General features: G+C 58.4%; 17 protein-coding genes and 3 tRNA genes. 12 read left to right on the forward strand and 8 right to left on the reverse strand.

What is annotated here, in order from left to right:
* Positions 1 to 44: 44 nt before the first annotated feature.
* Entirely contained in the window at positions 45 to 3,863 is a 3,819-nt protein-coding gene (gene yhdP, locus AC6I7J_RS01970) for an AsmA2 domain-containing protein YhdP (protein ID WP_058771468.1), read from the forward strand.
* A gap of 64 nt (positions 3,864 to 3,927) precedes the next feature.
* A complete protein-coding gene (tldD, locus tag AC6I7J_RS01975) occupies positions 3,928 to 5,373 on the forward strand; it encodes a metalloprotease TldD (RefSeq protein ID WP_021508147.1) in 1,446 nt (481 codons plus the stop codon).
* Positions 5,374 to 5,699: 326 nt separating this feature from the next.
* On the opposite strand, the gene aaeR is transcribed toward tldD, so the two are convergent.
* Positions 5,700 to 6,617 (reverse strand): HTH-type transcriptional activator AaeR, encoded by a 918-nt coding sequence (gene aaeR / locus AC6I7J_RS01980; protein WP_058771467.1) that lies wholly within the window; start codon positions 6,615 to 6,617, stop codon positions 5,700 to 5,702.
* A gap of 258 nt (positions 6,618 to 6,875) precedes the next feature.
* Between aaeR and aaeX the strand changes: the two genes are divergently transcribed.
* The 5 genes from aaeX to AC6I7J_RS02005 all read left to right on the forward strand — a co-directional run bounded on the left by aaeX (position 6,876) and on the right by AC6I7J_RS02005 (position 11,832).
* Positions 6,876 to 7,079: a p-hydroxybenzoic acid efflux pump operon protein AaeX gene (gene aaeX / locus AC6I7J_RS01985; protein WP_021508145.1), complete on the forward strand. Its 204-nt coding sequence runs from the start codon at positions 6,876 to 6,878 to the stop codon at positions 7,077 to 7,079.
* Positions 7,080 to 7,087: 8 nt separating this feature from the next.
* Positions 7,088 to 8,017, forward strand: coding sequence for a p-hydroxybenzoic acid efflux pump subunit AaeA (aaeA, locus tag AC6I7J_RS01990; protein WP_058759877.1), 930 nt, complete (start codon positions 7,088 to 7,090; stop codon positions 8,015 to 8,017).
* An 11-nt stretch (positions 8,018 to 8,028) separates the two neighbouring features.
* The gene (aaeB, locus tag AC6I7J_RS01995; RefSeq protein ID WP_021508143.1) at positions 8,029 to 9,981 is read left to right on the forward strand and encodes a p-hydroxybenzoic acid efflux pump subunit AaeB; all 1,953 of its coding nucleotides are present in this window, start codon (positions 8,029 to 8,031) and stop codon (positions 9,979 to 9,981) included.
* Between the two features lie 111 nt (positions 9,982 to 10,092).
* Positions 10,093 to 11,547 carry an NAD-dependent succinate-semialdehyde dehydrogenase gene (locus AC6I7J_RS02000; RefSeq protein ID WP_215481617.1) on the forward strand — a complete coding sequence of 485 codons (1,455 nt, stop codon included), beginning with the start codon at positions 10,093 to 10,095 and terminating at the stop codon, positions 11,545 to 11,547.
* Between the two features lie 15 nt (positions 11,548 to 11,562).
* Complete coding sequence (locus AC6I7J_RS02005; protein WP_021508141.1) at positions 11,563 to 11,832, forward strand: barstar family protein; 270 nt, start codon at positions 11,563 to 11,565, stop codon at positions 11,830 to 11,832.
* Between the two features lie 59 nt (positions 11,833 to 11,891).
* Here the strand turns inward: AC6I7J_RS02005 and yhcN (AC6I7J_RS02010) are convergent, their stop codons facing one another.
* The 4 genes from yhcN (AC6I7J_RS02010) to argR all read right to left on the reverse strand — a co-directional run bounded on the left by yhcN (AC6I7J_RS02010) (position 11,892) and on the right by argR (position 13,845).
* On the reverse strand, positions 11,892 to 12,158 hold the full coding sequence (gene yhcN / locus AC6I7J_RS02010; RefSeq protein ID WP_021508140.1) for a peroxide/acid stress response protein YhcN: 267 nt from the start codon (positions 12,156 to 12,158) through the stop codon (positions 11,892 to 11,894).
* Positions 12,159 to 12,261: 103 nt separating this feature from the next.
* On the reverse strand, positions 12,262 to 12,528 hold the full coding sequence (locus AC6I7J_RS02015) for a YdgH/BhsA/McbA-like domain containing protein (protein ID WP_021508139.1): 267 nt from the start codon (positions 12,526 to 12,528) through the stop codon (positions 12,262 to 12,264).
* Between the two features lie 48 nt (positions 12,529 to 12,576).
* The gene (gene yhcN, locus AC6I7J_RS02020; protein WP_498006625.1) at positions 12,577 to 12,882 is read right to left on the reverse strand and encodes a peroxide/acid stress response protein YhcN; all 306 of its coding nucleotides are present in this window, start codon (positions 12,880 to 12,882) and stop codon (positions 12,577 to 12,579) included.
* Positions 12,883 to 13,374: 492 nt separating this feature from the next.
* Positions 13,375 to 13,845 (reverse strand): transcriptional regulator ArgR, encoded by a 471-nt coding sequence (argR, locus tag AC6I7J_RS02025; protein WP_058771465.1) that lies wholly within the window; start codon positions 13,843 to 13,845, stop codon positions 13,375 to 13,377.
* A gap of 420 nt (positions 13,846 to 14,265) precedes the next feature.
* On the opposite strand from argR, the gene mdh reads away from it, so the two are divergent.
* A complete protein-coding gene (gene mdh / locus AC6I7J_RS02030; protein ID WP_021508136.1) occupies positions 14,266 to 15,201 on the forward strand; it encodes a malate dehydrogenase in 936 nt (311 codons plus the stop codon).
* Positions 15,202 to 15,247: 46 nt separating this feature from the next.
* On the opposite strand, the gene mscM is transcribed toward mdh, so the two are convergent.
* From mscM to rsgA, 3 genes are all read right to left on the reverse strand, one after another.
* Positions 15,248 to 18,583, reverse strand: a complete 3,336-nt coding sequence (gene mscM, locus AC6I7J_RS02035; protein ID WP_264240643.1) for a miniconductance mechanosensitive channel MscM — start codon at positions 18,581 to 18,583, stop codon at positions 15,248 to 15,250.
* A gap of 17 nt (positions 18,584 to 18,600) precedes the next feature.
* A complete protein-coding gene (gene asd, locus AC6I7J_RS02040) occupies positions 18,601 to 19,497 on the reverse strand; it encodes an archaetidylserine decarboxylase (protein ID WP_021508134.1) in 897 nt (298 codons plus the stop codon).
* Between the two features lie 93 nt (positions 19,498 to 19,590).
* Positions 19,591 to 20,640, reverse strand: coding sequence for a small ribosomal subunit biogenesis GTPase RsgA (gene rsgA / locus AC6I7J_RS02045; protein ID WP_498006627.1), 1,050 nt, complete (start codon positions 20,638 to 20,640; stop codon positions 19,591 to 19,593).
* Between the two features lie 102 nt (positions 20,641 to 20,742).
* On the opposite strand from rsgA, the gene orn reads away from it, so the two are divergent.
* From orn to AC6I7J_RS02065, 4 genes are all read left to right on the forward strand, one after another.
* The gene (gene orn / locus AC6I7J_RS02050) at positions 20,743 to 21,291 is read left to right on the forward strand and encodes an oligoribonuclease (RefSeq protein WP_058759872.1); all 549 of its coding nucleotides are present in this window, start codon (positions 20,743 to 20,745) and stop codon (positions 21,289 to 21,291) included.
* Between the two features lie 236 nt (positions 21,292 to 21,527).
* Positions 21,528 to 21,603 (forward strand) — tRNA-Gly (locus AC6I7J_RS02055).
* A 91-nt stretch (positions 21,604 to 21,694) separates the two neighbouring features.
* Positions 21,695 to 21,770, forward strand: a tRNA-Gly gene (locus AC6I7J_RS02060).
* A 199-nt stretch (positions 21,771 to 21,969) separates the two neighbouring features.
* Positions 21,970 to 22,045: transfer RNA gene (locus AC6I7J_RS02065), tRNA-Gly, on the forward strand.
* The last annotated feature ends 172 nt before the right edge of the window (positions 22,046 to 22,217 follow it).

Consider the following 22,217-nt stretch of genomic DNA (forward strand, 5'->3'; position numbering starts at 1 on the left):
GTGAGGTTGAACGCCGTAACCCAACGGAAAGCAAGGAGAGGTGTGTGAGGCGGTTGCCGGGGATTTTGTTACTGCTGCTCGCCGCAATCATCGTCATTGTGGCGCTGCTGGTCAGCGGGCTGCGCCTTGTGATGCCGCATCTCAACAGCTATCGCGGCGAGGTGCTGCACACCCTTTCGCGCGTCAGCGGCGTCACCATCGATGCCAGTGAAGTTCAGGGAAAATGGGAGAATTTTGGCCCGACCCTGCAGGTACGCGATCTGCGTATCGACATGGAAAAAGATGGCGAGCTGCAGATTGGCCGCGTTACGCTGGCGCTCAATGTGTGGCAGTCGCTGCTGCACTGGCGCTGGCAGTTCCGCGATCTCACCTTCTGGCAGCTGCGGCTGGCAACCAACCGTCCGTTGCTCACCAGCGACGAGCAAAAAAACAGCTTCAAACCGGCCCAAATCAACGATCTGTTCTTACGCCAGTTTGACCATTTCGATCTGCGCGACAGCAGCATCCGTTTTCTCACGCCATCCGGCCAGCATGCCGAACTGGCGATTCCCCGCCTTACCTGGCTGAACGAGGACAACCGCCATCGCGCCGAAGGCGAAGTGAGCCTGTCCAGCTTCACCGGCCAGCACGGCGTGGTGCAGGTACGGCTCGATCTTAACGATACTAACGGCTTACTCAACGACGGCCGCATCTGGATGCAGGCCGATGACGTGGACGTGCGCCCGTGGATTGGCCGCTGGCTGCGTGATAATACCAGCCTGCAAAGCGCGCGTTTCAGCCTGGCCGCGTGGGTCAACCTGCGCGACGGTGAGGTGTACGCAGGCGATCTGCTGCTGAGCAAAGGCGGCGCACGCTGGCGCGGCGAGCAGGGTGATCATCAGCTGCAGGTGGATGGCCTGACCGCGCATCTGGCGCGCTACCAGAATGGCTGGAGCCTGACGGTGCCGCAAACCCGGCTGATGACTGACGGCGTGGCCTGGGATGCCGGCCATATCGCCCTGCTGTGGAAGCCGGAAGATAAACAGATGATCGGCGCGAACAGTGCAGCGGAAGTGCGGGTGCGCGCCACCCGTCTTGATCTGCAGCGTCTGGCACCGCTGGTGCCGCTGTTTGCGCCGCTCTCACCTACGCTGCTGGACAACTGGCGGGCGCTGCAGCCGCGCGGCTATATCGACGCGCTGGCGCTGGATATTCCGCTGGCGCAGCCGGAGCAGACGCGTTTGCAGGCGCGCTGGCGCGATCTGGCGTGGCAGCACTGGCAGCTTTTGCCGGGCATCAGCAATCTGAGCGGCAGCGCCAGCGGCAGTCTGAACCACGGCCAGCTGGATGTGCAGATGGGCCAGGCAGAAGTGCCGTACGGCGATATGTTCCAGGCGCCGTTACAGATTCAGCAGGTCACCGGCAGGATTAACTGGCTGCGCGATGGCAACGGCCTGACGCTGGATGGCCAGCAGCTGGACGTGCAGGCACGTTCGCTGTGGGCGCGCGGCGATTTCCGCTATCAGCAAAATGTCGGTAAAGCGCCGCGGCTCGACATTCTTGCCGGGATCCGCGTCACCGACGCCGGTGATGCCTGGCGCTACTTCCCCGAGCCGCTGATGGGCCACGATCTGACGCAGTATCTCAGCGAAGCGGTCAAAGGCGGCCAGGTGGAGAATGCCACGCTGCTGTTTGCCGGCGATCCGCGTCTGTTCCCGTTCAAGCACCACGACGGCATGTTTGAAGTGGCCGTGCCGGTGCGCAATGCTACCTTCCAGTTCCAGCCAGGCTGGCCGGCGCTGCAAAATCTCGATATCGACCTCGATTTTATCAACGACGGTCTGTGGATGAAGGCGGCGCAAACCCGGCTGGGCACGGTGGACGCGCGCAACGTCAGTGCGGTAATCCCGGATTACCTGAAAGAGAAGCTGATCATTGACGGTGATTTGAGCGGCGAAGGTAAAGATATCGCCGACTATTTCGCCCGCACGCCACTTAAATCCACGCTGGGTGCGGCGCTGGAGCAGCTGCAGATTGGCGGCAACGTGCGTGGTTCGCTCAACCTGGATATTCCGCTGGATGGGGAACTGGTGCACGCCAGCGGTAACGTGGTGCTGAATAACAACAGCCTGCACATTAAGCCGCTCAACACCACGCTGAAAAACCTGACCGGACGTTTCCGCTACAACAACGGGAACCTGGAGAGTGAAGAGCTGCAGGCCAACTGGTTCGGTCAGCCCACCGGCGTGCGTTTCAGCACCACGGAAAATCCCGATGATTTTGGCGTTAACGTCAAACTGCTGGGCGACTGGCAGCCGGCAAAACTGGCCATGCTGCCTGTCAGCGTAAGCAGTAAGCTGGGCGGCAGTCTGGCGTGGCAGGGCAATGTCGACATCACGCTGCCGCATCAGGGTGGGGCGCGCTACAAGGTTGATATCAACGGTGACGGCAAGACAGTGAGCAGTCACTTACCTCCACCACTGGATAAAGAGGCCGGTGAGGCACTGCCCATCGCCATTAATGCCAGCGGCGATTTGCACAGTTTTAACCTCAGCGGCAGCGTGCGTGAGCACCATCGCTTTAACAGCCGCTGGCTGCTGGAGCCGCAGCTGCGCGTCGATCGCGGTATCTGGCTGAATGATGCCAAAAGCACGCCGGCGCTACCGGATCGGCGCGGGATGGTACTCAATCTGCCGGCGCTGGACGGCGAAGCCTGGCTGGGGCTGATGACCGGCGCGACGGGTTCACGCAATGCGCAGGGCGAGACGGACATCGGCGGCGCACTGCTGCCGGGCGATGTGACGTTGCGCACCCCGGCCCTGACGCTCGGCGGCCAGCAGTGGCACGATGTTAATGCCACGGTGACTCAGGGGGCGGGCGGCAGCACGCAACTGCAGCTGGAGAGCCGCGAAGCGCGCGGCAGCCTGCGAACTGCACAACACGCGCCGTGGCAAATCGACCTGAGCTATCTTTATTACAATCCGCAATGGAGTGACGACGAAGCGGGCAAGGCCTCCTCGCCGTTCAGCGGGGACAGCGGCATTGATTTCCGCAGCTGGCCAGCGCTGCAGCTCAACTGCGCTGAGTGCTGGCTGCGCGGGCAGAAGTTCGGCCACATCCAGGCCAGGCTCCAGCCGCAGGGAGAGACGTTAGCACTCACTAACGGCAGCGTCGATACCGGCAGCTCGAAGCTCAATGTCGCGGGTGAATGGGTGAACAAAGCGGGCGAGCAGCGCACCTCGTTAAAAGGCAGCCTGAGCGGCAAAAATATCAATGATGCCACCAACTGGTTTGGCATGAACACGCCGCTGCGCGATGCGCCGTTTAAAATTGATTATGACCTGCACTGGCGCTCCGCACCGTGGCAGCCTTCAGAAAAGACGCTGAGCGGCACGCTGAAAACTCACTTCGGCAAAGGGCAGATTGCGGATGTGAACACCGGTCGTGCCGGACAGTTGTTGCGGCTGGTGAGCTTCGATGCCCTGCTGCGTAAGCTGCGCTTCGATTTTAGCGATACCTTTAATGAAGGTTTCTGGTTTGATTCGATCAACGGCACGGCGTGGATTGAAAACGGCGTGATGCGTACCGATAACCTGCTGGTGGATGGCCTCGAAGCGGATATCGCCATGCAGGGCAAAATAGATCTGGTGCAGCGGCAAATCGACATGGAAGCGGTGGTGGCACCAGAGATCGGCGCCTCGGTTGGCGTGGCCACCGCGTTTGTGATTAACCCGGTGGTCGGCGCGGCGGTATTTGCCGCCAGCAAGGTGCTGGCACCGTTGTGGAATAAGATTTCGCTGCTGCGCTATCACATCAGTGGACCGCTGGATAAGCCGGAAATCAATGAAGTGCTGCGCAAACCGCGCGAAGCCGATAAGAAGTGAATTTGACGCCGTCGGGGAATTGCCGCAGGCTATGACTATCCGAGCACATAATGAGTGAGAAACGATGACTCTGAATCTGGTAAGTGAGCAGTTACTAGCTGCGAACAGCATTAATCAGCAGGACCTTTTTTCCCTGTTAGGGCAGCTTTCAGAACGTCGTCTGGACTATGCCGATCTCTATTTTCAGTCCAGCTTCCATGAATCCTGGGTGCTGGAAGACAAAATCATTAAAGATGGCTCTTATCATATCGATCAGGGCGTGGGCGTCCGCGCGGTAAGCGGGGAGAAAACCGGTTTTGCCTATGCCGATCAAATCAGCCTCAACGCCCTGCGCCAGTCGTCCGAAGCGGCGCGCAGTATCGTGCGCGAGCAGGGCAATGGCAAAGCGCACGCGCTCTCCGCGGTGCTTAACCGTTCGCTGTACGCGCCGGTCAATCCGCTGGACAGCCTGACGCGCGAAGACAAAATCGCGCTGCTGCACCGGGTTGATAAAGTGGCACGCGCTGCCGATCCGCGCGTGCAGGAAGTGAATGCCAGCCTGAGCGGCGTCTACGAGCAGGTGCTGGTCGCCGCCACCGACGGTACGCTGGCGGCGGATATTCGCCCGCTGGTGCGCCTGTCCATTAGCGTTCAGGTCGAAGATCAAGGTAAACGCGAGCGCGGCGCCAGCGGCGGCGGTGCGCGTACCGGCTACGAATTCTTCCTTGCCGATGAGAGCGGTGATGTACGGGCCGATGTCTGGGCGCGCGAAGCGGTGCGCATGGCGCTGGTTAACCTGTCCGCCGTCGCGGCGCCAGCCGGTACGCTGCCGGTGGTGCTGGGTGCGGGCTGGCCAGGCGTGTTGCTGCACGAAGCGGTGGGCCACGGTCTGGAAGGGGATTTCAACCGCCGCGAGACTTCCGTCTTCAGCGGTAAGATGGGCCAGCTGGTGGCGTCTGAACTCTGCACCGTGGTTGACGACGGTACCCTTCAAGGGCTGCGTGGTTCGCTGGCGGTGGATGATGAAGGCGTGCCGGGACAGTACAACGTGCTGATCGAAAACGGCGTGTTGAAAGGCTATATGCAGGACAAGCTCAATGCGCGTCTGATGGGCGTGCCGCCTACCGGTAACGGGCGTCGTGAATCCTATGCGCACCTGCCGATGCCGCGCATGACCAACACCTATATGCTGGCGGGCAAATCGACGCCGCAGGAGATCATTGAGAGTGTGGAATATGGTCTGTATGCCCCTAACTTTGGCGGCGGCCAGGTCGATATCACCTCCGGCAAGTTTGTGTTTTCGACCTCCGAGGCTTATCTGATCGAGAACGGCAAAGTCACCAAACCGGTGAAAGGCGCGACGCTGATCGGCTCCGGCATTGAGGCGATGCAGCAGATTTCCATGGTCGGTAACGATCTGGCGCTGGATAAGGGCGTCGGCGTGTGCGGTAAAGAGGGCCAGAGCGTGCCGGTCGGCGTAGGTCAGCCCACGCTGAAGCTGGATAAAATTACCGTGGGCGGAACGGCTTAAGGTTCATGCTGGTGCGCATCAGTGCGCACCCTGTCAAAACCGCGCAATGGGTTTGTACAATGCTTGTCAGTTATGAGTAAACAGCACGCACACTTTGGTAGCGGCGCAATTTATTGCGCGAAGCATGGATGGGAACGGTGCTGCTAGTAGTACGCGCGATTAATCGCGCCGCTACGAAATCTGCGGTAATTGAATTTGGTACTTAACTGATCGGCATTACGCAATTGTTTTGCCAGGTCACCTTTCAGTGTGGCCTGGCATGCATTACTGCCCCGCATTTCCCCGTCTGCGCCCTTCAGGCCGACCACACCAGCGCCAGACGGCGGCTAACTTTTGCGGTGCTGCTGATACTGCCTCGCCACCTGCCTGAAATACTCGGTCAGATAATTGATACACACCTGCACCTTGAGCGGCAGCTTATCCTTCTCGGTATAGACGGCATACACCGGGCGCGGCTCCGAGTGATACTGCGGGAACAAAATATCGATCTCACCGGCGTTAATCTCATCAATCACCCACATCAGCGGCACATAGGCGATACCGCAGCCCGCTTTCAGCCAGCGAATCAGCGTCTGAGAATCATTGGTTACAAAACGTCCCTGCGGCGTCAGGCGCGTCACCAGGCCCTCCGGCGCCACCAGCTCGAAGGTGTTATCCGGACGCACGCTGTACTCCAGCCAGGAAAAGTTGTCGATTTCAGCCGGCTTTTCCGGCGTGCCGTGCTGGGCCAGGTAGCTCTTCGCCGCGCATACCACCATCGGCATGGCACCCAGCCGGCGCGAGAACAGGTTGGAATCCTGCAGCTCACCGACGCGTATCACCACATCCAGCCCGTTAGCAATCAGGTCCGGCGCCGGTATGCCGGTCATCAGGTTGACGCTCAGTCCCGGGTATTCGTGCAGCATCTCGCTGGTCATGGCGGACAGGACATTTTGCGCCATGGTGGTTGAGCAGCCGATGCGTAAAATCCCGATCGGCGTGTTGTTGAAGGCGTACAGCTGTTCGTGTACCTGCGAGGCCTCTGCCAGCATGCGGCGGCAGCCCTGATAATAAATCTTACCGGCTTCGGTCAGGCCCAGACTGCGGGTGCTGCGGTTAAGTAGTTTCACCTGCAGCTCATCTTCCAGTCTGGCAACAATCTGGCTGATTGACGAGACGCTGAGCTGCAGCTGGCGTGCGGCGGCGGTAAATGAGCCCAATTCAACCACTTTGGCGAAAATGGACATGCCTTTGAGTCGTTCCATTGTTTACTCTGGCTAAAAAGTGATTTAGCTCACAATATGTAGAAAACGTATAGTCAAGCGCGTTACTATACGCACGCTGGGTCTCTTCACCGCACCTGAACACGGCAGTGTTTACCCGATGATACGCTATGATTAGCTCAACGCGGCCTGAATGTTGTCATCAGATTATCCGTCACCCCACTATCATCAACCCGACGTGCCAGAGGGCATGAGGGCAGGTATCGGTGCAATCCGGCAAGGTCGAACTAAGGAACCGAAATGAGTGTGCTTCCGGTATTTGTCGTATTCGGGCTGTCTTTTCCGCCCATCTTCATTGAACTACTGGTTTCGCTGGCGCTGTTCTGGCTGGTGAAACGCGTGCTGACGCCCAGCGGGATTTACGATCTGGTGTGGCATCCGGCACTTTTTAACACAGCGCTGTATTGCTGTGTGTTTTACCTTGTATCCCGTCTATTCGTCTGAGGTTTTAAGTGAAAGCGCTTATAAGAAAAATCGCGCGTTACGCCATTACGCTCCTGCTGGTTATCATCGCTGTTGTTATCATCTTCCGCGCCTGGGTGTTCTATACCGAGTCGCCGTGGACGCGTGACGCCAAATTCTCCGCCGACGTGGTGGCGATCTCCCCGGACGTGACCGGACTGATCACCGACGTCCCGGTACACGACAACCAGCTGGTGAAAAAAGGCGATACGCTGTTTATCGTCGACCGTCCGCGCTACCAGAAAGCGCTGGATGAGGCGCAGGCGGATGTCGAATATTACCAGGCGCTGGTTAGTGAAAAACGCCGTGAAGCGGCGCGCCGTAACCAGCTCGGTACCAGCGCGATGTCGCGTGAAGCCATTGAGCAGTCGAATAGCGACCTGCAGACCAGCGAACATCAGCTGGCCAAAGCGGTGGCGACGCGCGATCTGGCGGTGATCGACCTCGATCGCACCACCATCAAAGCACCGTCCGACGGCTGGGTCACCAACCTCAACGTCTATCAGGGGGAATTCATCACGCGCGGCTCGGTGGCCGTGGCGCTGGTGCAGCAGCACTCGTTCTACGTGCTGGCCTACATGGAAGAGACCAAGCTGGATGGCGTGCGTCCCGGCTTCCGCGCGGAAATTACCCCGCTGGGCAGCAACACGGTGCTGCGCGGCACGGTTGACAGCATCGCGGCTGGCGTGACCAACAGCAGCAGCAGCGTCGACAGCAAAGGCATGGCCACCGTGGACTCCAACCTTGAGTGGGTGCGTCTGGCGCAGCGCGTGCCGGTGCGTATTCGCCTTGACGATCAACCCGGCAACCGCTTCCCGGCGGGGACCACCGCCACCGTGGTGATCACCGGTGACAAAGACCGCCAGACCAAAGTGTCGCCGATGGCGCAGCTGTTCAACCGCCTGCGTGAGTTTGGTTAAGCGGGGGCGATATGATTGAGTTTTTGCGTTTCCCGGTAAAGCTGACCTTCGCGCTGGTGGCAGCGCTGATGATTGGCTTTCACTTCAATCTGGAAACGCCGCGCTGGGCGGTGATGACCGCCGGCATCGTGGCTGGCGGCACCGCCTTTGCCGCGGGCGGCGATCCCTACTCTGGCGCGCTGCGCTACCGTGGCGTTCTGCGTATTATCGGCACCTTTATCGGCTGTATCGCGGCACTCACCATCATGATTGCGACGGTGCGCGCGCCGGTGGTGATGCTGCTGCTGTGCTGCCTGTGGGCCGGCATGTGCGTCTGGCTCTCATCGCTGATTAAAGTCGAAAACTCCTACGCGCTGGGCCTCGCCGGCTACACTGCGCTGATCATCGTGGTGACCGCGGATGCCAGCGGCGGCCTGACGCTGGCGCCACAGTTCGCCGTGGAGCGCTGCAGCGAAATTGTGCTCGGTATCCTGTGCGCCATTCTCGCCGACATGCTGTTCTCTCCGCGCTCGATCAAGAAAGTGATTGATGCGGAAGTGGATGCGCTGCTGGTCGCGCACTACCGCCTGCTGCAGCTGTGCGTGGCGCACGAGGATAAAGAGGAAGTCGACAAAGCCTGGAGCGCACTGGTGCGCCGCACGACCGCGCTCAACGGTATGCGCAGCCAGCTGTTGATGGAGTCGTCGCGCTGGAGCAACACCAGCCGCCGGCTGCAAATGCTCAACACGCTATCGCTGACGCTGATTACTCAGGCCGCTGAGACCTTCCTGATTCAGAATTCGCGCCCGGATTACATCCCGCCGCAGTATCGCCTGCTGATTGAAAAAGAGGTAACCAGCGTCAGCGACGTACATAAGCGCATGAAGCTGATGCGCCGCGTTATTGGCGTCAGCAGTAAAAGCGTGCCGTTTACCCTGGCCAGCTGGGTCGGCGCGGCGACAGAGTATCTGCTGCTGATCAACGGCGTCAAAAGTAACAGCCGTATTACCACGCTGGAGGAGAGCATTCTGCAGCGTGAGGTGGTGATCCAGGCGCGTTCAGCGGAGACGCATCATGCGATGATCAATGGCGTGCGCACCTTTGTTGCCACCGCGCTCGGTTCGCTGTTCTGGCTGTATACCGGCTGGACCTCCGGCAGCGGCTGCATGGTGATGCTGGCGGTGATTACCGCGCTGGCGATGCGCATGCCGAATCCGCTGATGATGGCGAAAGACTTCTTCTACGGCATGGCCTTTGCGGTGCCGTTGGGCATGCTCTACTTCATCTGGGTATTGCCGGGCACCCAGCAAAGTGCCTTGCTGTTGTGTATCGCGATTGGCGCACTCGGCTTTATCGGCGGCATCTTTGTACAGCGGCGGCAGATTGGTACGCTGGGCGCACTGATCGGCACCATTAACGTGCTGGTGCTGGATAACCCGATGAAGTTTGAGTTCAACGTGTTTCTCGACAACGCGCTCGGCCAGTGGATTGGCAGCTTTGTAGCGATGATGGTGATTTTGCTGATTCGTGACAAATCCAAAGCCCGCACCGGACGCAAGCTGCTGAATCGCTTTATGTATGCTGCGGTGGCCGCGCTGACCACCAATCAGGCGCGCCGGCGTGAGAACCATTTACCAGCGCTTTATCAGCAGCTGTTCCTGCTACTTAATCTGTTCCCGGGCGATATCGACAAGTACCGGATCGCGCTCACGCTGATTATTGGTCATCAGCGCCTGCGCAACGCGGAGGTGCCGGTCAATGCCGACCTGTCGGCGTATCACCGCCAGCTGCGCGCCACCGCCGACCGCATTATTGCGGCCAGCAGCGATGATAAACGGCGCTACTACTTTGAGCGCCTGCTGCAGGAGCTGGACGTTTATCAGCAGAAGCTGCAGCACTATGCCGCTCCGGCCAGCGTGACGGAACCGGTGAAACGGCTGTCGATGATGCTGGATAAGTACCAGAACACCCTCATCCAAATCTGAAACTGGCCGCTGCCTGGCGCAGCGGCTGGCCTGATGCCACGCTGACCCTCATTGCCCGATTATTGCCATCTATACTTTCCTGACAGGATGCTTACTGACAGGAGAATAACGATGTCCACTTCCCTGCAACAACACGAACTGTTCAACACTGGCTACTTCGCTGACGGCCAGTGGCACACCGCCAGCAGCACCTTTGATGTCACCAATCCGGCCACCGGCGAGGTACTGGCGCAGGTGGCGAAAGCCGGCAAGGCTGAAACCGAACAGGCGATTGCCGCCGCACAGCGCGCTTTTCCGGCGTGGCGCGACAAAACCGCCAAACAGCGCAGCGAAATCCTTTATCGCTGGTACCAGCTGATCATTGAGCACAAAAGCTGGCTGGGCCAGCTGATGACCGCCGAGCAGGGCAAACCGCTAAAGGAAGCCGAGGGGGAAGTAGAGTACGCCGCCAGCTTTATTCAATGGTTTGCCGAGCAGGCGAAGCGCGCCAACGGCGAAATTATCCCGCCGGCCAAAGCCGGTTCACGCATTCTGGCGACGCGCGAGCCGATTGGCGTGGTCGCTGCCATCACGCCGTGGAATTTCCCGATGGCGATGCTGACGCGCAAACTCGGCCCGGCGCTGGCGGCCGGCTGCACCGGCATCATCAAGCCGGCCAATAACACCCCGCTCAGCGCCTTTGCGCTGGTGGCGCTGGCACAAAAGGCGGGCGTGCCGGACGGCGTGCTGAACGCGGTAGCCGGCGACACGCACGCCATCAGCGACGCCATTATGGCTTCCCGCGCGGTGCGTAAAATCTCCTTTACCGGTTCCACCGCAGTGGGGAAAACGCTGATGCGGAACGCGGCCGAAACCATGAAGAAAGTCTCGATGGAGCTGGGCGGCAACGCGCCCTATATCGTGTTTGACGATGCCGATATCGACGCGGCGGTGCAGGGGGCTATCGCCAACAAATTCCGTAACGCCGGCCAGGTGTGCGTCAGCGTTAACCGCTTCTATATCCACAACGCAATATACGACCGCTTTGTGCATCAGCTGGCTGAGGCGGTGGGCAAACTGAAAGTGGGCAACGGCGTGGAGCCGGGCGTGGTGGTCGGGCCGCTGATTGAGCCGTCCGCGGTGGAGAAAGTGGAAGAGCATGTCAAAGATGCGCTGAGCAAAGGCGGGAAGCTGCTGGTGGGCGGCGAGCGCCATCCGCTGGGCGGTAACTTCTGGCAGCCGACGGTGATTGCCGATGCGCATGAAGAGATGCAGCTGGCGCAGGAAGAGACCTTCGGTCCGGTGGCCGCCTGCTTCCGCTTTGACGATGAAGCTGAGGTGATCGCGCGCGCCAACAATACCGAATACGGTCTGGCGGCTTACTTCTATACGCAGAATCTGCAGCGCGTGTTCCGCGTTTCGGCGGCGCTGGAAGCCGGCATGATTGGGATCAACGAGTGTGCGGTCTCGACCGAGCTGGCGCCGTTTGGCGGCGTGAAAGAGTCCGGACTGGGACGCGAAGGATCGGTGCTGGGCATGGAAGAGTATCTGGAAGTCAAAGCGCTGCACCTCGGCGGTCTGGCGTAGCGAGAGGATGTCACCATGAGAACCGAGCGTTTCGACTTCAATGAAATCGTCGATCAGGCTCATTTCTACCGTCAGTTTTGCGAACGTTTCGCGCTGGCGGATCGCACCATTCACGATCTGGACGATCTGTGGGAAATGATCATCGGCGAGCAGATCCCGCTGCCGCTGGAAATTGCGTTCATCAATCTGGGGAAAGGGCAGAAACGCCGCTATGGTGCGCTGATATTGCTATTCGATGAGGCAGAAGAGGAGCTGGAAGGCCAGCTCCGCTTTAATGTTCAGTAGCACAACCAAAAAGGGCCCCGGCAGGCGGGGCCAAAGGGTTCGTCAGAATTGACGAGGAATTATTTGTACAGCTCTGCAGTCAGGTGATAGCTGTCACCGGTGCGCGCTTCAATCACTTTATACGCGCTGGCACCCTGCTCATCGGCTTTCTGAGAAAGCTGAGCGCGGTAATCCATAGGTGAGCCGCCTGTTCCGCTAACGGTAATGGTCTGGCCGGTAGATTGCAGATTCTGCGCGGATTCATCCGTTACCAGTTGGGCAGCCGAAGCGCCAAAAGCGAACAGAGAAAGCAGCGTAGCGGTTGCGATGGTTGTTTTGATTTTCATAATTCGTCTCCTCATTAGAATCAACAACCTGCGGCACGAAGAGGGTAAGCGGGTCGTCGATCTTCTCCCGGCAACTGCATAACGCCGGATCGATAGTTAAAGTTTATTTGTACAGTTCAGCCGTCACGTGGAAGGTGTTGTCCTGATTGTTCTCAATGATGCGGTAATGGCTGGCACCCTGAGCATCGGCTTTCTGGGACAGTTCCTGACGGATATTGGTCTGGTCGCCGTCGACGCCGCTCACGCTAATGGTCTGATTCAGCGGCTGCAGATTTTCAGCCTGGGTGTTGGTTACCAGGGTGGCAGCACTGGCGCCAAAAGACAGAACGGAAGCCAGACTCAGTACAGCAATAGATAATTTGGTTTTCATGATTCACTCTCCTGAAATGGGGTGGGCAACCTGAGAGGCAAACGCCTCTCAAACGGGTCGCTGTTCACACTGCATCTTGTTCCGGCAAACTTTTTTATAAAGTTCCGCGGTTGCGTGGTAGCTGTTGTCGTTATAAGCCTCAACAACGCGATAGGCTTTAGCACCTTGCGCTTCAGCTTTGGCGTTCAGCTGCTGATGGATATCCATCGGTGAGCCGCCAATGCCGCTGACGCTGATGGTGCCGACCGGCTGCAGGTTCGCTGCCTGTTCGGCATTGATAGAATCTGCGGCGAAAGCACCAAATGAAAGGGCAGATAGAACACTCAGGGTGGCGATAGTAGTTTTAACGTTCATGGTATTTTTCCTCGTCTTCTGTTTTTCTCTTTTTGATTTCGTGTGATTTGCATCACGAAAAGAAGTATAGATCTAATCACCCATGAAATTAATATCCCGCTAATAATGATTGGTTGTAATTCTTTATCCTTATGGCACATTTTTATAACGCAAAGTTATTAAAACCGCCTGGATCTTAACCAGGAGGGTGTATTTCCATGCAAAAACAATGATCTGCATCAAATTATCTTTTTGTGCGAAACAATGTGGTTGATCAAGCTGGCTGTGCGCTAAAAGCAAGAGATAACCGCTGAGCACTAATTGTAAAGCAGCGTAAAATAGCGCAAAGGGTTAAGCAGGCGAAAAGGTCGTACCAATACTTTCGCGCATTGAGAACCCGGCGGAATATGGCTAAGCGGTTATTTTGTAAGGTGTTGGCGATAAAACAGCGGGAGAAACGCGGGCGGGCGGGCAAGGTTACCGGCAGGTGAACCGCCGGTAACAGACAGGGTTTTATAGTTCCTGTTCGAATAACACCAGCACGGCGTCATGCAGCTGTTTCACCGTAAAGGCACGCGCTGGCGTAATAAAGATGGTGTCGTCACCGGCGATGGTGCCGAGAATGCCTTCGGCTTTGCCGAGGGAGTCGAGCAGGCGGGCGATCAGCTGGGCTGCGCCCGGGCTGGTATGAATCACTACCAGCGCATCGTTATAGTCGATATCCAGCACCAGATTCTTCAGCGGGCTGGTGGTGGTGGGCACGCCCAGTTCGGCAGGCAGGCAGTACACCATCTCCATTTTGGCGTTACGCGTGCGCACCGCGCCAAACTTGGTCAGCATACGAGAAACTTTTGACTGGTTGATGTTGCCGAAGCCGTCTTCCTGCAGCGCCTGGACAATTTCGCCCTGAGAGCTGAACTTTTCTTCTTTCAGTAAGGCTTTGAACGCCTTTATCAGATCGTCTTGTTTAGATGGGTTTCGCATAAGCTACCAATAAAAGAGGGTTGCAGCAGGCAACAGGCCCGTCGCAGATAAATTATTATGCATTTAGATGAATTTTTATGCAATAAGCGGATGCGTGAATTCACGGCATGCGCGTGTGGGGCGGGCATGATAACAGAGTTTTATCCTGCACCAAAATCGCGCGCTGGCGCGCAAAGCGAAGGTTGCAAAGTTGTTATATTATTGAAGTGGTAACAACAAAACGATGATCATTGCCGTCCATAGTCTTCTGGCTGCGACTGGATCATTCAGGCGACTTCTGAAGTGGAGATGTCTCGGGAGCCGATTGCGGCGTAATGTTATTGCGCGACAGGTGTGTCGCTATCGCCTGAGAAGTTGATTAAACTCGTAACCTGATGGATTTCCGGCATATCTCTGCCCCACCTTAATAAGGAGTTCAGGATGAAAGTTGCCGTTCTCGGTGCAGCTGGTGGTATTGGCCAGGCACTCGCTCTGCTGCTCAAGACCCAATTACCCGCAGGTTCAGCCCTCTCACTGTATGACATTGCCCCGGTGACGCCAGGCGTCGCGGTTGATCTCAGCCACATTCCTACTGCCGTGAAAGTCGAAGGGTTCAGTGGCGAAGATGCCACGCCGGCTCTGCACGGCGCTGATGTGGTGCTGATCTCGGCCGGTGTGGCACGCAAACCTGGCATGGACCGCGCCGATCTGTTTAACGTCAACGCCGGTATCGTGCGTAACCTGATTGAACAGGTGGCGACCACCGCGCCAAAAGCGCTGATTGGCGTCATCACTAACCCGGTAAATACCACGGTGGCGATTGCCGCCGAAGTGCTGAAAAAAGCCGGCGTGTACGATAAAAACCGGCTGTTTGGCGTCTCGACGCTGGATGTGATTCGCGCCAACACCTTTGTCGCTGCCCTGAAGGGCAAACAGCCTACGGAGATTGAAGTGCCGGTGGTCGGCGGGCATTCAGGCGTGACCATTCTGCCACTGCTGTCGCAGGTTAAAGGCGTCAGCTTCAGCGAGCAGGAGATCGCCGACCTGACGAAACGTATTCAGAATGCCGGTACCGAAGTGGTGGAAGCCAAAGCCGGTGGCGGCTCGGCGACGCTGTCGATGGGCCAGGCGGCTGCGCGCTTTGGTCTGTCGCTGATTCGTGCACTGCAGGGCGAAGCCAATGTCGTTGAATGCGCCTATGTGGAAGGCGACGGCGAGTACGCGCGCTTCTTCTCGCAGCCGCTGCTGCTGGGCAAAAACGGTATCGCCGAACGCCGTCCGCTCGGGCCGCTCAGTGATTTCGAACAGCAGGCGCTTAACGGCATGCTGGAGACGCTGAAAAAAGATATCGCGCAGGGCGAAGAGTTTGTGAAGTAACTCGCGCGTAAAGAAAAAACGCCCGGCGCATGCCGGGCGTTTTGTTTTACAGGCCACCAGATTTGAAAGTCCGGCTGGCAGTCGAACCGTTGCTGGCCGGCGTTTTGCGCCCCAGCGTTTCCATGCGAACCTGGAACGGCGGGAACGGCATCTCAATGCCATGCTCTTCAAAGCCGCGCAGAATCAGCTGATGCAGCTCATGACGCAGCGGCATACGATGGCCCATCTCCGCCGCGTGCACGCGCAGCTCAAACAGCTGAATGCCCTGCTGCAGGTCCACCAGAAACACATCCGGCGCCGGCATATCCAGTACGTAGGTGCAGCGATCTGCCGCCTGCTTCAGGATGGTCGTCACCTCTTCGCTGTTAACGTGGGCCGGTGCCGGAATGGTCAGCACCACGCGCGTCACCGAATCCGACAGCGACCAGTTGACGAACTGCTCGGTGATAAAGGCCTTGTTCGGCACAATAATCTCTTTGCGGTCCCAGTCGGTAATGGTGGTGGCGCGCGTATTGATGCGGGTGATGCTGCCGGTCAAATCGCGAATGGTCACGGTATCGCCGATACGGATCGGTTTCTCAAACAGGATGATCAGGCCGGAGATAAAGTTGGCAAAGATCTCCTGCATCCCAAAGCCCAGTCCCAGACCCAGCGCCGCTACCAGCCACTGCAGTTTTGACCACTCCACGCCAATAATCGAAAAGCCAATCAGACCGCCGACCAGCATCAGCGCGTATTTGGTCAGGGTGGTAATGGCGTAACCGGTACCGGGCGACAGGCTGAGGTGTTGCAGCAGCGCCAGCTCCAGCAGCGCCGGCATATTGCGCACCAGCTGGGTGGTAATGATAAAGATCAGGATGGCGATCAGCACGGCACCCAGCGTAATGGGCTGTACGCTCTCGACGCCCTGCACCGTGGTGCTGGCATCCCACAGCGGAATGTTGTCGAGGAAGCTGAACGCGGAGTGAATCTCAGACCACAGCACAATCACCGACACCAGCGCAATCAGCGTCAGAATCGAGCGGACCAGCCGCAGCGACTGCGCGCTGATCGCATCCAGATCGATGATCGGCTCTTCGACTTCCACGGTATCGGTGCTGACGGCAGACTGCTGCTCTTTTTCCTCTTCGCTGCGCGCGCGGTTGGCCAGCATATCGGCACGACGCTGGCGCGCGCGGTCAAAGGCGATGCGGCGGCGCTGAATCAGCATCCAGCGGCGAATGATGTGGTAAATCACCAGCAGGAAGAACCAGATGCCGACCGAGGTTTCCAGACGCGCCAGCAGCGCCTGCGCGGTGGCCAGATAGCCAATGCAGGAGGCCAGCGCCGCCACCAGCGGGATGGCGATCATCAGGTTCCACAGAATCCGGTTAACGAAGTTGTCGCCGTTGCCCTCTTTATCTAAATAGAGCGGGATACCGGCGCGTTTCAGGCTGACGGTGACAATGCTCAGCGCCCCGCAGATCAGAATAAAGCACAGGCGCCCCAGCGTGGCGGAGAACTGCGGATCGTCGAGGTTGGCGAAAGCAATCAGCAGCATAATCAGCGGTACGATCAGGCCGACCGTCAGCGAGTAATAACGCATGGCGCGCGCGACCCGCGCCTGCGGCCAGCGGAAGTGCACGACAAACAGGCCGTCAGGACGGGCAAAAGCCGCGCTAATCATGAATGCCCACAGCAGCGGCAGGGTGGCAGTGATGCCATCGCCAATCGCCACGGCAAACGGGTAAGGCCAGGCGTGCTGCAGGCCAAAGCCGAGCGCGGCCCACAGCACCGGCAGCGGCACCGCGACCAGAATCGACCAGAAGACGGTGCGCAGCGTCAGGCTGAAGCGGTCCTGCGTCACTTTCCCCACGCGGCTGGCCGCACGCGCCATAAAGGCGTTGTAGTGACGACGCGTGCTGATGCTAAAGCCCACCAGCAGAATGGCGCCAATAATTGGCAGCACCGTTTCGCGATTAGTGAACATCATCGCCAGCGCTTTGCCCAGCTGGCCCAGCGTGTCCAGCGACAGCAGGCGCGTCAGGTCGGTGGCCACGTCCAGCGGATATTTCAGGCCAACCGGACTAACGTCGGCGGTCCAGAACAGATAGCGGTGCGTCGCCTCTTTAACTTCACTCAGCGCGTCCTGCAGCTGCGTATTGGAAACCTTCAGCTTGGTGATTTCCAGAATCAGCGTGTCGCAGCCGGAAATCAGCGAGTTCAGCAATTCACGCTGGGTTTTCAGCTGGGCATCCAGAATGCGCGTCTGTTCACTGGTGAACGGCGTGCCGTCCGCCTGTTTCTCTTTGCGCAGCGCCTGCTGGCGCTCCAGCAGGTCTTCATAATGCAACCGCTGCACGCGCAGCTGGCCCATTTCACTGTCGATCTGCTGGGATTTCGGCATCTCCGGCAGGCGCGCCACCTGCGCGCGCAGCGCTTCACCCAGCAGATTCGACACGCCCAGCCACTGTGACTGCTCGCGCAGCGTGCTCAGCGCCTGGCGCACCTGCAATGTCTGATTGGTGGCGAGACGCTGCTGCGAGGCCACCAGATCCATACGCTGCGCCTGCTGATTCAGATCGGCGGAGAGCTCGCGGTTAACGCGGAACTGATCGCTGATGGAGGCCGGCAGATCGCCGCTGTTTTCTGCCAGCTGTTCGGTGCGCTCCAGCGCCAGTTCGGCTTCGCGCTGACGCTGGTTATTGAGCTGATTGCGCAGCGCCTGCAAATAGTTATCCAGCTGGGTCGCTTTGCGCTGATGCACTTCCGCGCGCATACGCGCCAGCTCCTGACGGTTATTGGCCGACAGCTGCGCCAGCTCCAGCTCATCTACCCGCGCTTTACTGGCAGCGCTCTCGGTCTGACGCGCATAAATCTGCGCCTGTGCCAGCGGGGTAGCGGCAGCCGCCGCGCCCTGTGCGCGCCGTTCGCTTTCGGTCATGGCGCGCCGCGCATCGGTCTGCTGCTGCGGCAGCTGCGACAGAGAATCGCTGATTTCGCGGGCGCGATCCTGCTCCTGCTGCGCCTGGCGGCTCTCCTCCAGCAGCTGGCTGCTAACCTGCAGGATCTCCTGATCCAGCTCGGCATTGCTCATGTTGCTGCGCACTGGCTTGCTGCTATCGGTCAGCGTGGCGATTTGCTGACGCAGTTCGCGGGCCAGCCGCGGGAAATCATCGATCACCTGCTGATACTGTTTCGCCCGTTCCAGCGAGTCGTCGCGTTCGGACAGGAAGTTAATTGCTGCTTCCAGCGCCTGCACCTGTTCGGCCTGGCTGGGCGAGCTTTTCGCGGATTTCGCCGTTTCCAGATCCTGTTTCAGCTGGCTGGCGGGTGGAACGGTGGCGGCAAAGACGGTGCTGCTGAGCACCAGGCTCAGCAGCAGAAAAAGAGAGGCGCGCACGGCGGTGTTTCCCGGAATTAGTCGATGAGCGGAGCGCTGTCGCCGGGCTGCGGCAGGGCGATAGCCAGCGGCTGACCCAGGCGGGTTTTGCTTTCGGCTTCAAGGCTTTCAGCCAGCTTGACGCGGTTCGGCGCGAACAGGTTGATCACCGTCGAGCCCAGCTTAAAGCGGCCCATCTCCTGACCTTTCAGCAGCACGACCGCGCCATCATGATCGGCCGATGGGTAGCGCCAGCGTTTGATCACCCCTTCGCGCGGCGGCGTCACGGTGCCGGCCCAGACGGTTTCGATGCTGCCGACGATGGTGGCGCCCACGAGGATCTGCACCATCGGGCCGTGATCGGTATCAAATACGCAGATCACGCGTTCGTTACGGGCAAACAGGTTCGGGATATTGCGCGCGGTCAGCGGGTTAACCGAGTAGAGATCGCCCGGCACGTAGATCATTTCGCGCAGGATGCCGTTACACGGCATGTGCACGCGGTGGTAGTCGCGCGGCGCAAGGTACGTGGTAACGAACTCACCGTCGACAAATTTTTCCGCCAGATCGTCATTGCCGGCCAGCAGCGCCTGCAGCGAGTAGGTGTGGCCTTTGGCCTGGAAGATCTGATCACCAGCAATACGGCCCAGCTGGCTGATGGCGCCATCCGCTGGCAAGGCCAGCAGCGAAGCGTCCGGATCGATAGGGCGTGCCCCCTCTTTTAACGGGCGTACAAAGAAGTCATTAAAGGTGCGGTAGCTGCCGGTGTGCGGCTTGCTGGCTTCCGCCATATCCACTTTGTAGAACCAGACAAAAATGTCGATGACCGCTTTGGTCAGCCAGCCAGCGCGGCGGCTGGCGCCCCAACCGGCGAGTTCGGTCAGCGCTTTTTTAGGCAGAATGTGATTCAGGCCGAGTTTAAAACGATCAAACACCGTTGCCTCCTGGCTTAATAACGTTTGGTTTACACAAAAGGGGGCGGATTGTAGCAGCGCCCCGGTCAGTTGGCGAATGTGCCGTTGTACCCGTTAATCTTCGCTGGCGGAAAAGTTTTTACGCGTTTTTACCTGCGCCATGCTCTCCAGAATACGGTGGTAGTTATCGAAGCGTGAAATGTCGATGATCCCGTTCTCCACCGCTTCGCGGATGGCGCAGCCAGGGTCGTTGTCGTGCTTGCAGTCACGGAACTTACAACCGCCGAGAAATTCACGAAATTCGACAAATCCCTGGGTAATTTGTTCCGGCTCCAGATGCCACAAACCGAACTCGCGCACGCCAGGCGAATCGATGACATCGCCGCCGTGCGGGAAGTGATACAGCCGTGAGGCGGTGGTGGTGTGCTGGCCGAGGCCGGACACGTCCGACACATCATTGGTCAGGATCTCATCGCCTGCCAGGTCAAGGCCGAGCAGGTTGTTCAGCAGGCTGGATTTACCCACGCCCGACTGGCCGGCAAAAATGCTGACCCGGCCGGTGAGCGCCGCTTCCAGATCCTTCAGTCCATCTTTGGCGCGGCTCGACACCATCAGTACGCGATAGCCAATGCGGCGATAGATATCCATCTGCTCATCGACAAACGCCCGCGCGTCGTCATCCAGCAGATCGGTTTTATTCAGTACCAGCAGCGGCTCCACGCCGAGCGTTTCGCTGGCCACCAGATAGCGATCGATAATGTTCAGCGACAGCTCTGGCAGGATCGCCGACACAATTATGATCTGATCAATGTTAGCGGCGATCGGTTTCACGCCGTCATAGAAGTCCGGGCGCGTCAGCACCGTCTGGCGCGGGTGCACAGCTTCAACAATACCTTTGCCACCGTTTTCGCCGGCGGCGCGCCACACCACGCGGTCACCGGTGACCAGCGAGCGAATGGTGCGGCGGATATTACAGCGATGCACCTCGCCGGCGCTGTCTTCCACATCCGCGTGCATGCCAAAGCGGCTGATCACTACGCCCTCAGAGGCTTCACCAAACAGGCTGTCGTCCGGTTCCGGCTTTTCGTTCCGTTGCTGCAGACGACGCTGATGGTTGGCGCTGACGCGACGTTGTTGACCCTTCGACAATTTATTTTTGCTCACGCATCCTCTCACGCTTTCGCCAGGCTTCGCCCCGCTGGGCAAAACGTCTATGATACACCTTAATTCAGGCTAATGACGACTTTGGCAACAGGCGGGAAATGCATGACAGCGGGAAATGAAAACAATCTGATTTGGATCGACCTGGAAATGACCGGACTGGATCCGGAGCGCGATCGCATTATTGAGATCGCCACCATTGTAACGGACGCCAACCTCAACATTCTGGCCGAAGGTCCGGTACTGGCGGTGCATCAGTCCGATGCGCAGCTGGCGCTGATGGATGACTGGAACGTGCGCACCCACACCAACAGCGGGCTGGTTGCGCGCGTGAAGGCCAGCCAGCATGACGATCGTGCGGCGGAGCAGGCGACGATTGCGTTTCTGCAGCAGTGGGTTCCGGCCAACACATCGCCGATTTGCGGCAACAGCATTGGCCAGGATCGCCGCTTCCTGTTTAAGTACATGCCGGCGCTGGAAGCCTATTTCCACTACCGCTATCTGGATGTCAGCACGCTGAAAGAGCTGGCGCGCCGCTGGAAGCCAGAGATTCTGCCAGGCTTTAAAAAGGCCGGTACGCATCAGGCGCTGGACGACATTCGCGAGTCCATTGCCGAGCTGGCCTACTACCGCGAGCACTTCCTGCAGCTGTAAATCAACGCGGGTGCGCAGGAAAGCAGCAGTTTGCCGATTAAAACAGCAAACGCGCGCAAAGCGCAAAATTTTGCTTTGCAACGCTTGCGGCGGGAAGGATTTCTCGTATAATGCGCACCCCGTACCGGTGAAGAATTTACAACAGGTACGGAGCAGTAAAAGTAACAAATGTTCTGAATCAGGTAGTTCAGTTGCGCTAAGGCGGTCAACGCCGCAGCAGATTGAAAGACAATGATGCGGGAATAGCTCAGTTGGTAGAGCACGACCTTGCCAAGGTCGGGGTCGCGAGTTCGAGTCTCGTTTCCCGCTCCAGAACGTGCAGTAAAAAGTAATGCATCAGAATCAAGGATTTCAGCCGCGTCCAGGCCGTTAACGCCGCAGCGCAATGAAAGACGACGATTATGCGGGAATAGCTCAGTTGGTAGAGCACGACCTTGCCAAGGTCGGGGTCGCGAGTTCGAGTCTCGTTTCCCGCTCCAGTCTCTGTTGCAGTACGCCATCCAAATCACGGATTTAGTCTTTTTGCGGTTGTTGTGACTTAAGAATGCCGGTACATAATCGAGTATTTGAGTATGCAACAAGGCGGCAACTGAGCGAATCCCTGGGAGCTTACACGAGTAAGTGACCTGGGTGAGCGAAGGCAGCCAACGCCGTGGCAGACTAAAATACGAAGATTATGCGGGAATAGCTCAGTTGGTAGAGCACGACCTTGCCAAGGTCGGGGTCGCGAGTTCGAGTCTCGTTTCCCGCTCCAGATTTTCATATTCACTAAAGTTATTTGCCCCCGGGCACAATCAGACATACAACTGCTGCAGTCGTTTTACCTGTGCGGTTCCGTTTGTTATCTGGAAATTTTGCACGCCGCGTGAGTGCCCAGGATGTCTGCGTCTGTTGCAGTAATCTTACAGGTTATCCACAATGCGCCC

Source organism: Type-C symbiont of Plautia stali, from assembly GCF_059730935.1.

Bases quoted from the DNA above. Each gene is read 5' to 3' on its own strand.
- argR (WP_058771465.1), bottom strand. From the start codon at position 13,845: ATGCGAAACCCATCTAAACAAGACGATCTGATAAAGGCGTTCAAAGCC.
- AC6I7J_RS02000 (WP_215481617.1), top strand. From the start codon at position 10,093: ATGTCCACTTCCCTGCAACAACACGAACTGTTCAACACTGGCTACTTC.
- AC6I7J_RS02015 (WP_021508139.1), bottom strand. From the start codon at position 12,528: ATGAAAACCAAATTATCTATTGCTGTACTGAGTCTGGCTTCCGTTCTG.
- tldD (WP_021508147.1), top strand. From the start codon at position 3,928: ATGACTCTGAATCTGGTAAGTGAGCAGTTACTAGCTGCGAACAGCATT.
- mdh (WP_021508136.1), top strand. From the start codon at position 14,266: ATGAAAGTTGCCGTTCTCGGTGCAGCTGGTGGTATTGGCCAGGCACTC.
- orn (WP_058759872.1), top strand. From the start codon at position 20,743: ATGACAGCGGGAAATGAAAACAATCTGATTTGGATCGACCTGGAAATG.
- aaeR (WP_058771467.1), bottom strand. From the start codon at position 6,617: ATGGAACGACTCAAAGGCATGTCCATTTTCGCCAAAGTGGTTGAATTG.
- yhcN (WP_498006625.1), bottom strand. From the start codon at position 12,882: ATGAACGTTAAAACTACTATCGCCACCCTGAGTGTTCTATCTGCCCTT.
- aaeX (WP_021508145.1), top strand. From the start codon at position 6,876: ATGAGTGTGCTTCCGGTATTTGTCGTATTCGGGCTGTCTTTTCCGCCC.
- AC6I7J_RS02005 (WP_021508141.1), top strand. From the start codon at position 11,563: ATGAGAACCGAGCGTTTCGACTTCAATGAAATCGTCGATCAGGCTCAT.
- yhcN (WP_021508140.1), bottom strand. From the start codon at position 12,158: ATGAAAATCAAAACAACCATCGCAACCGCTACGCTGCTTTCTCTGTTC.
- aaeB (WP_021508143.1), top strand. From the start codon at position 8,029: ATGATTGAGTTTTTGCGTTTCCCGGTAAAGCTGACCTTCGCGCTGGTG.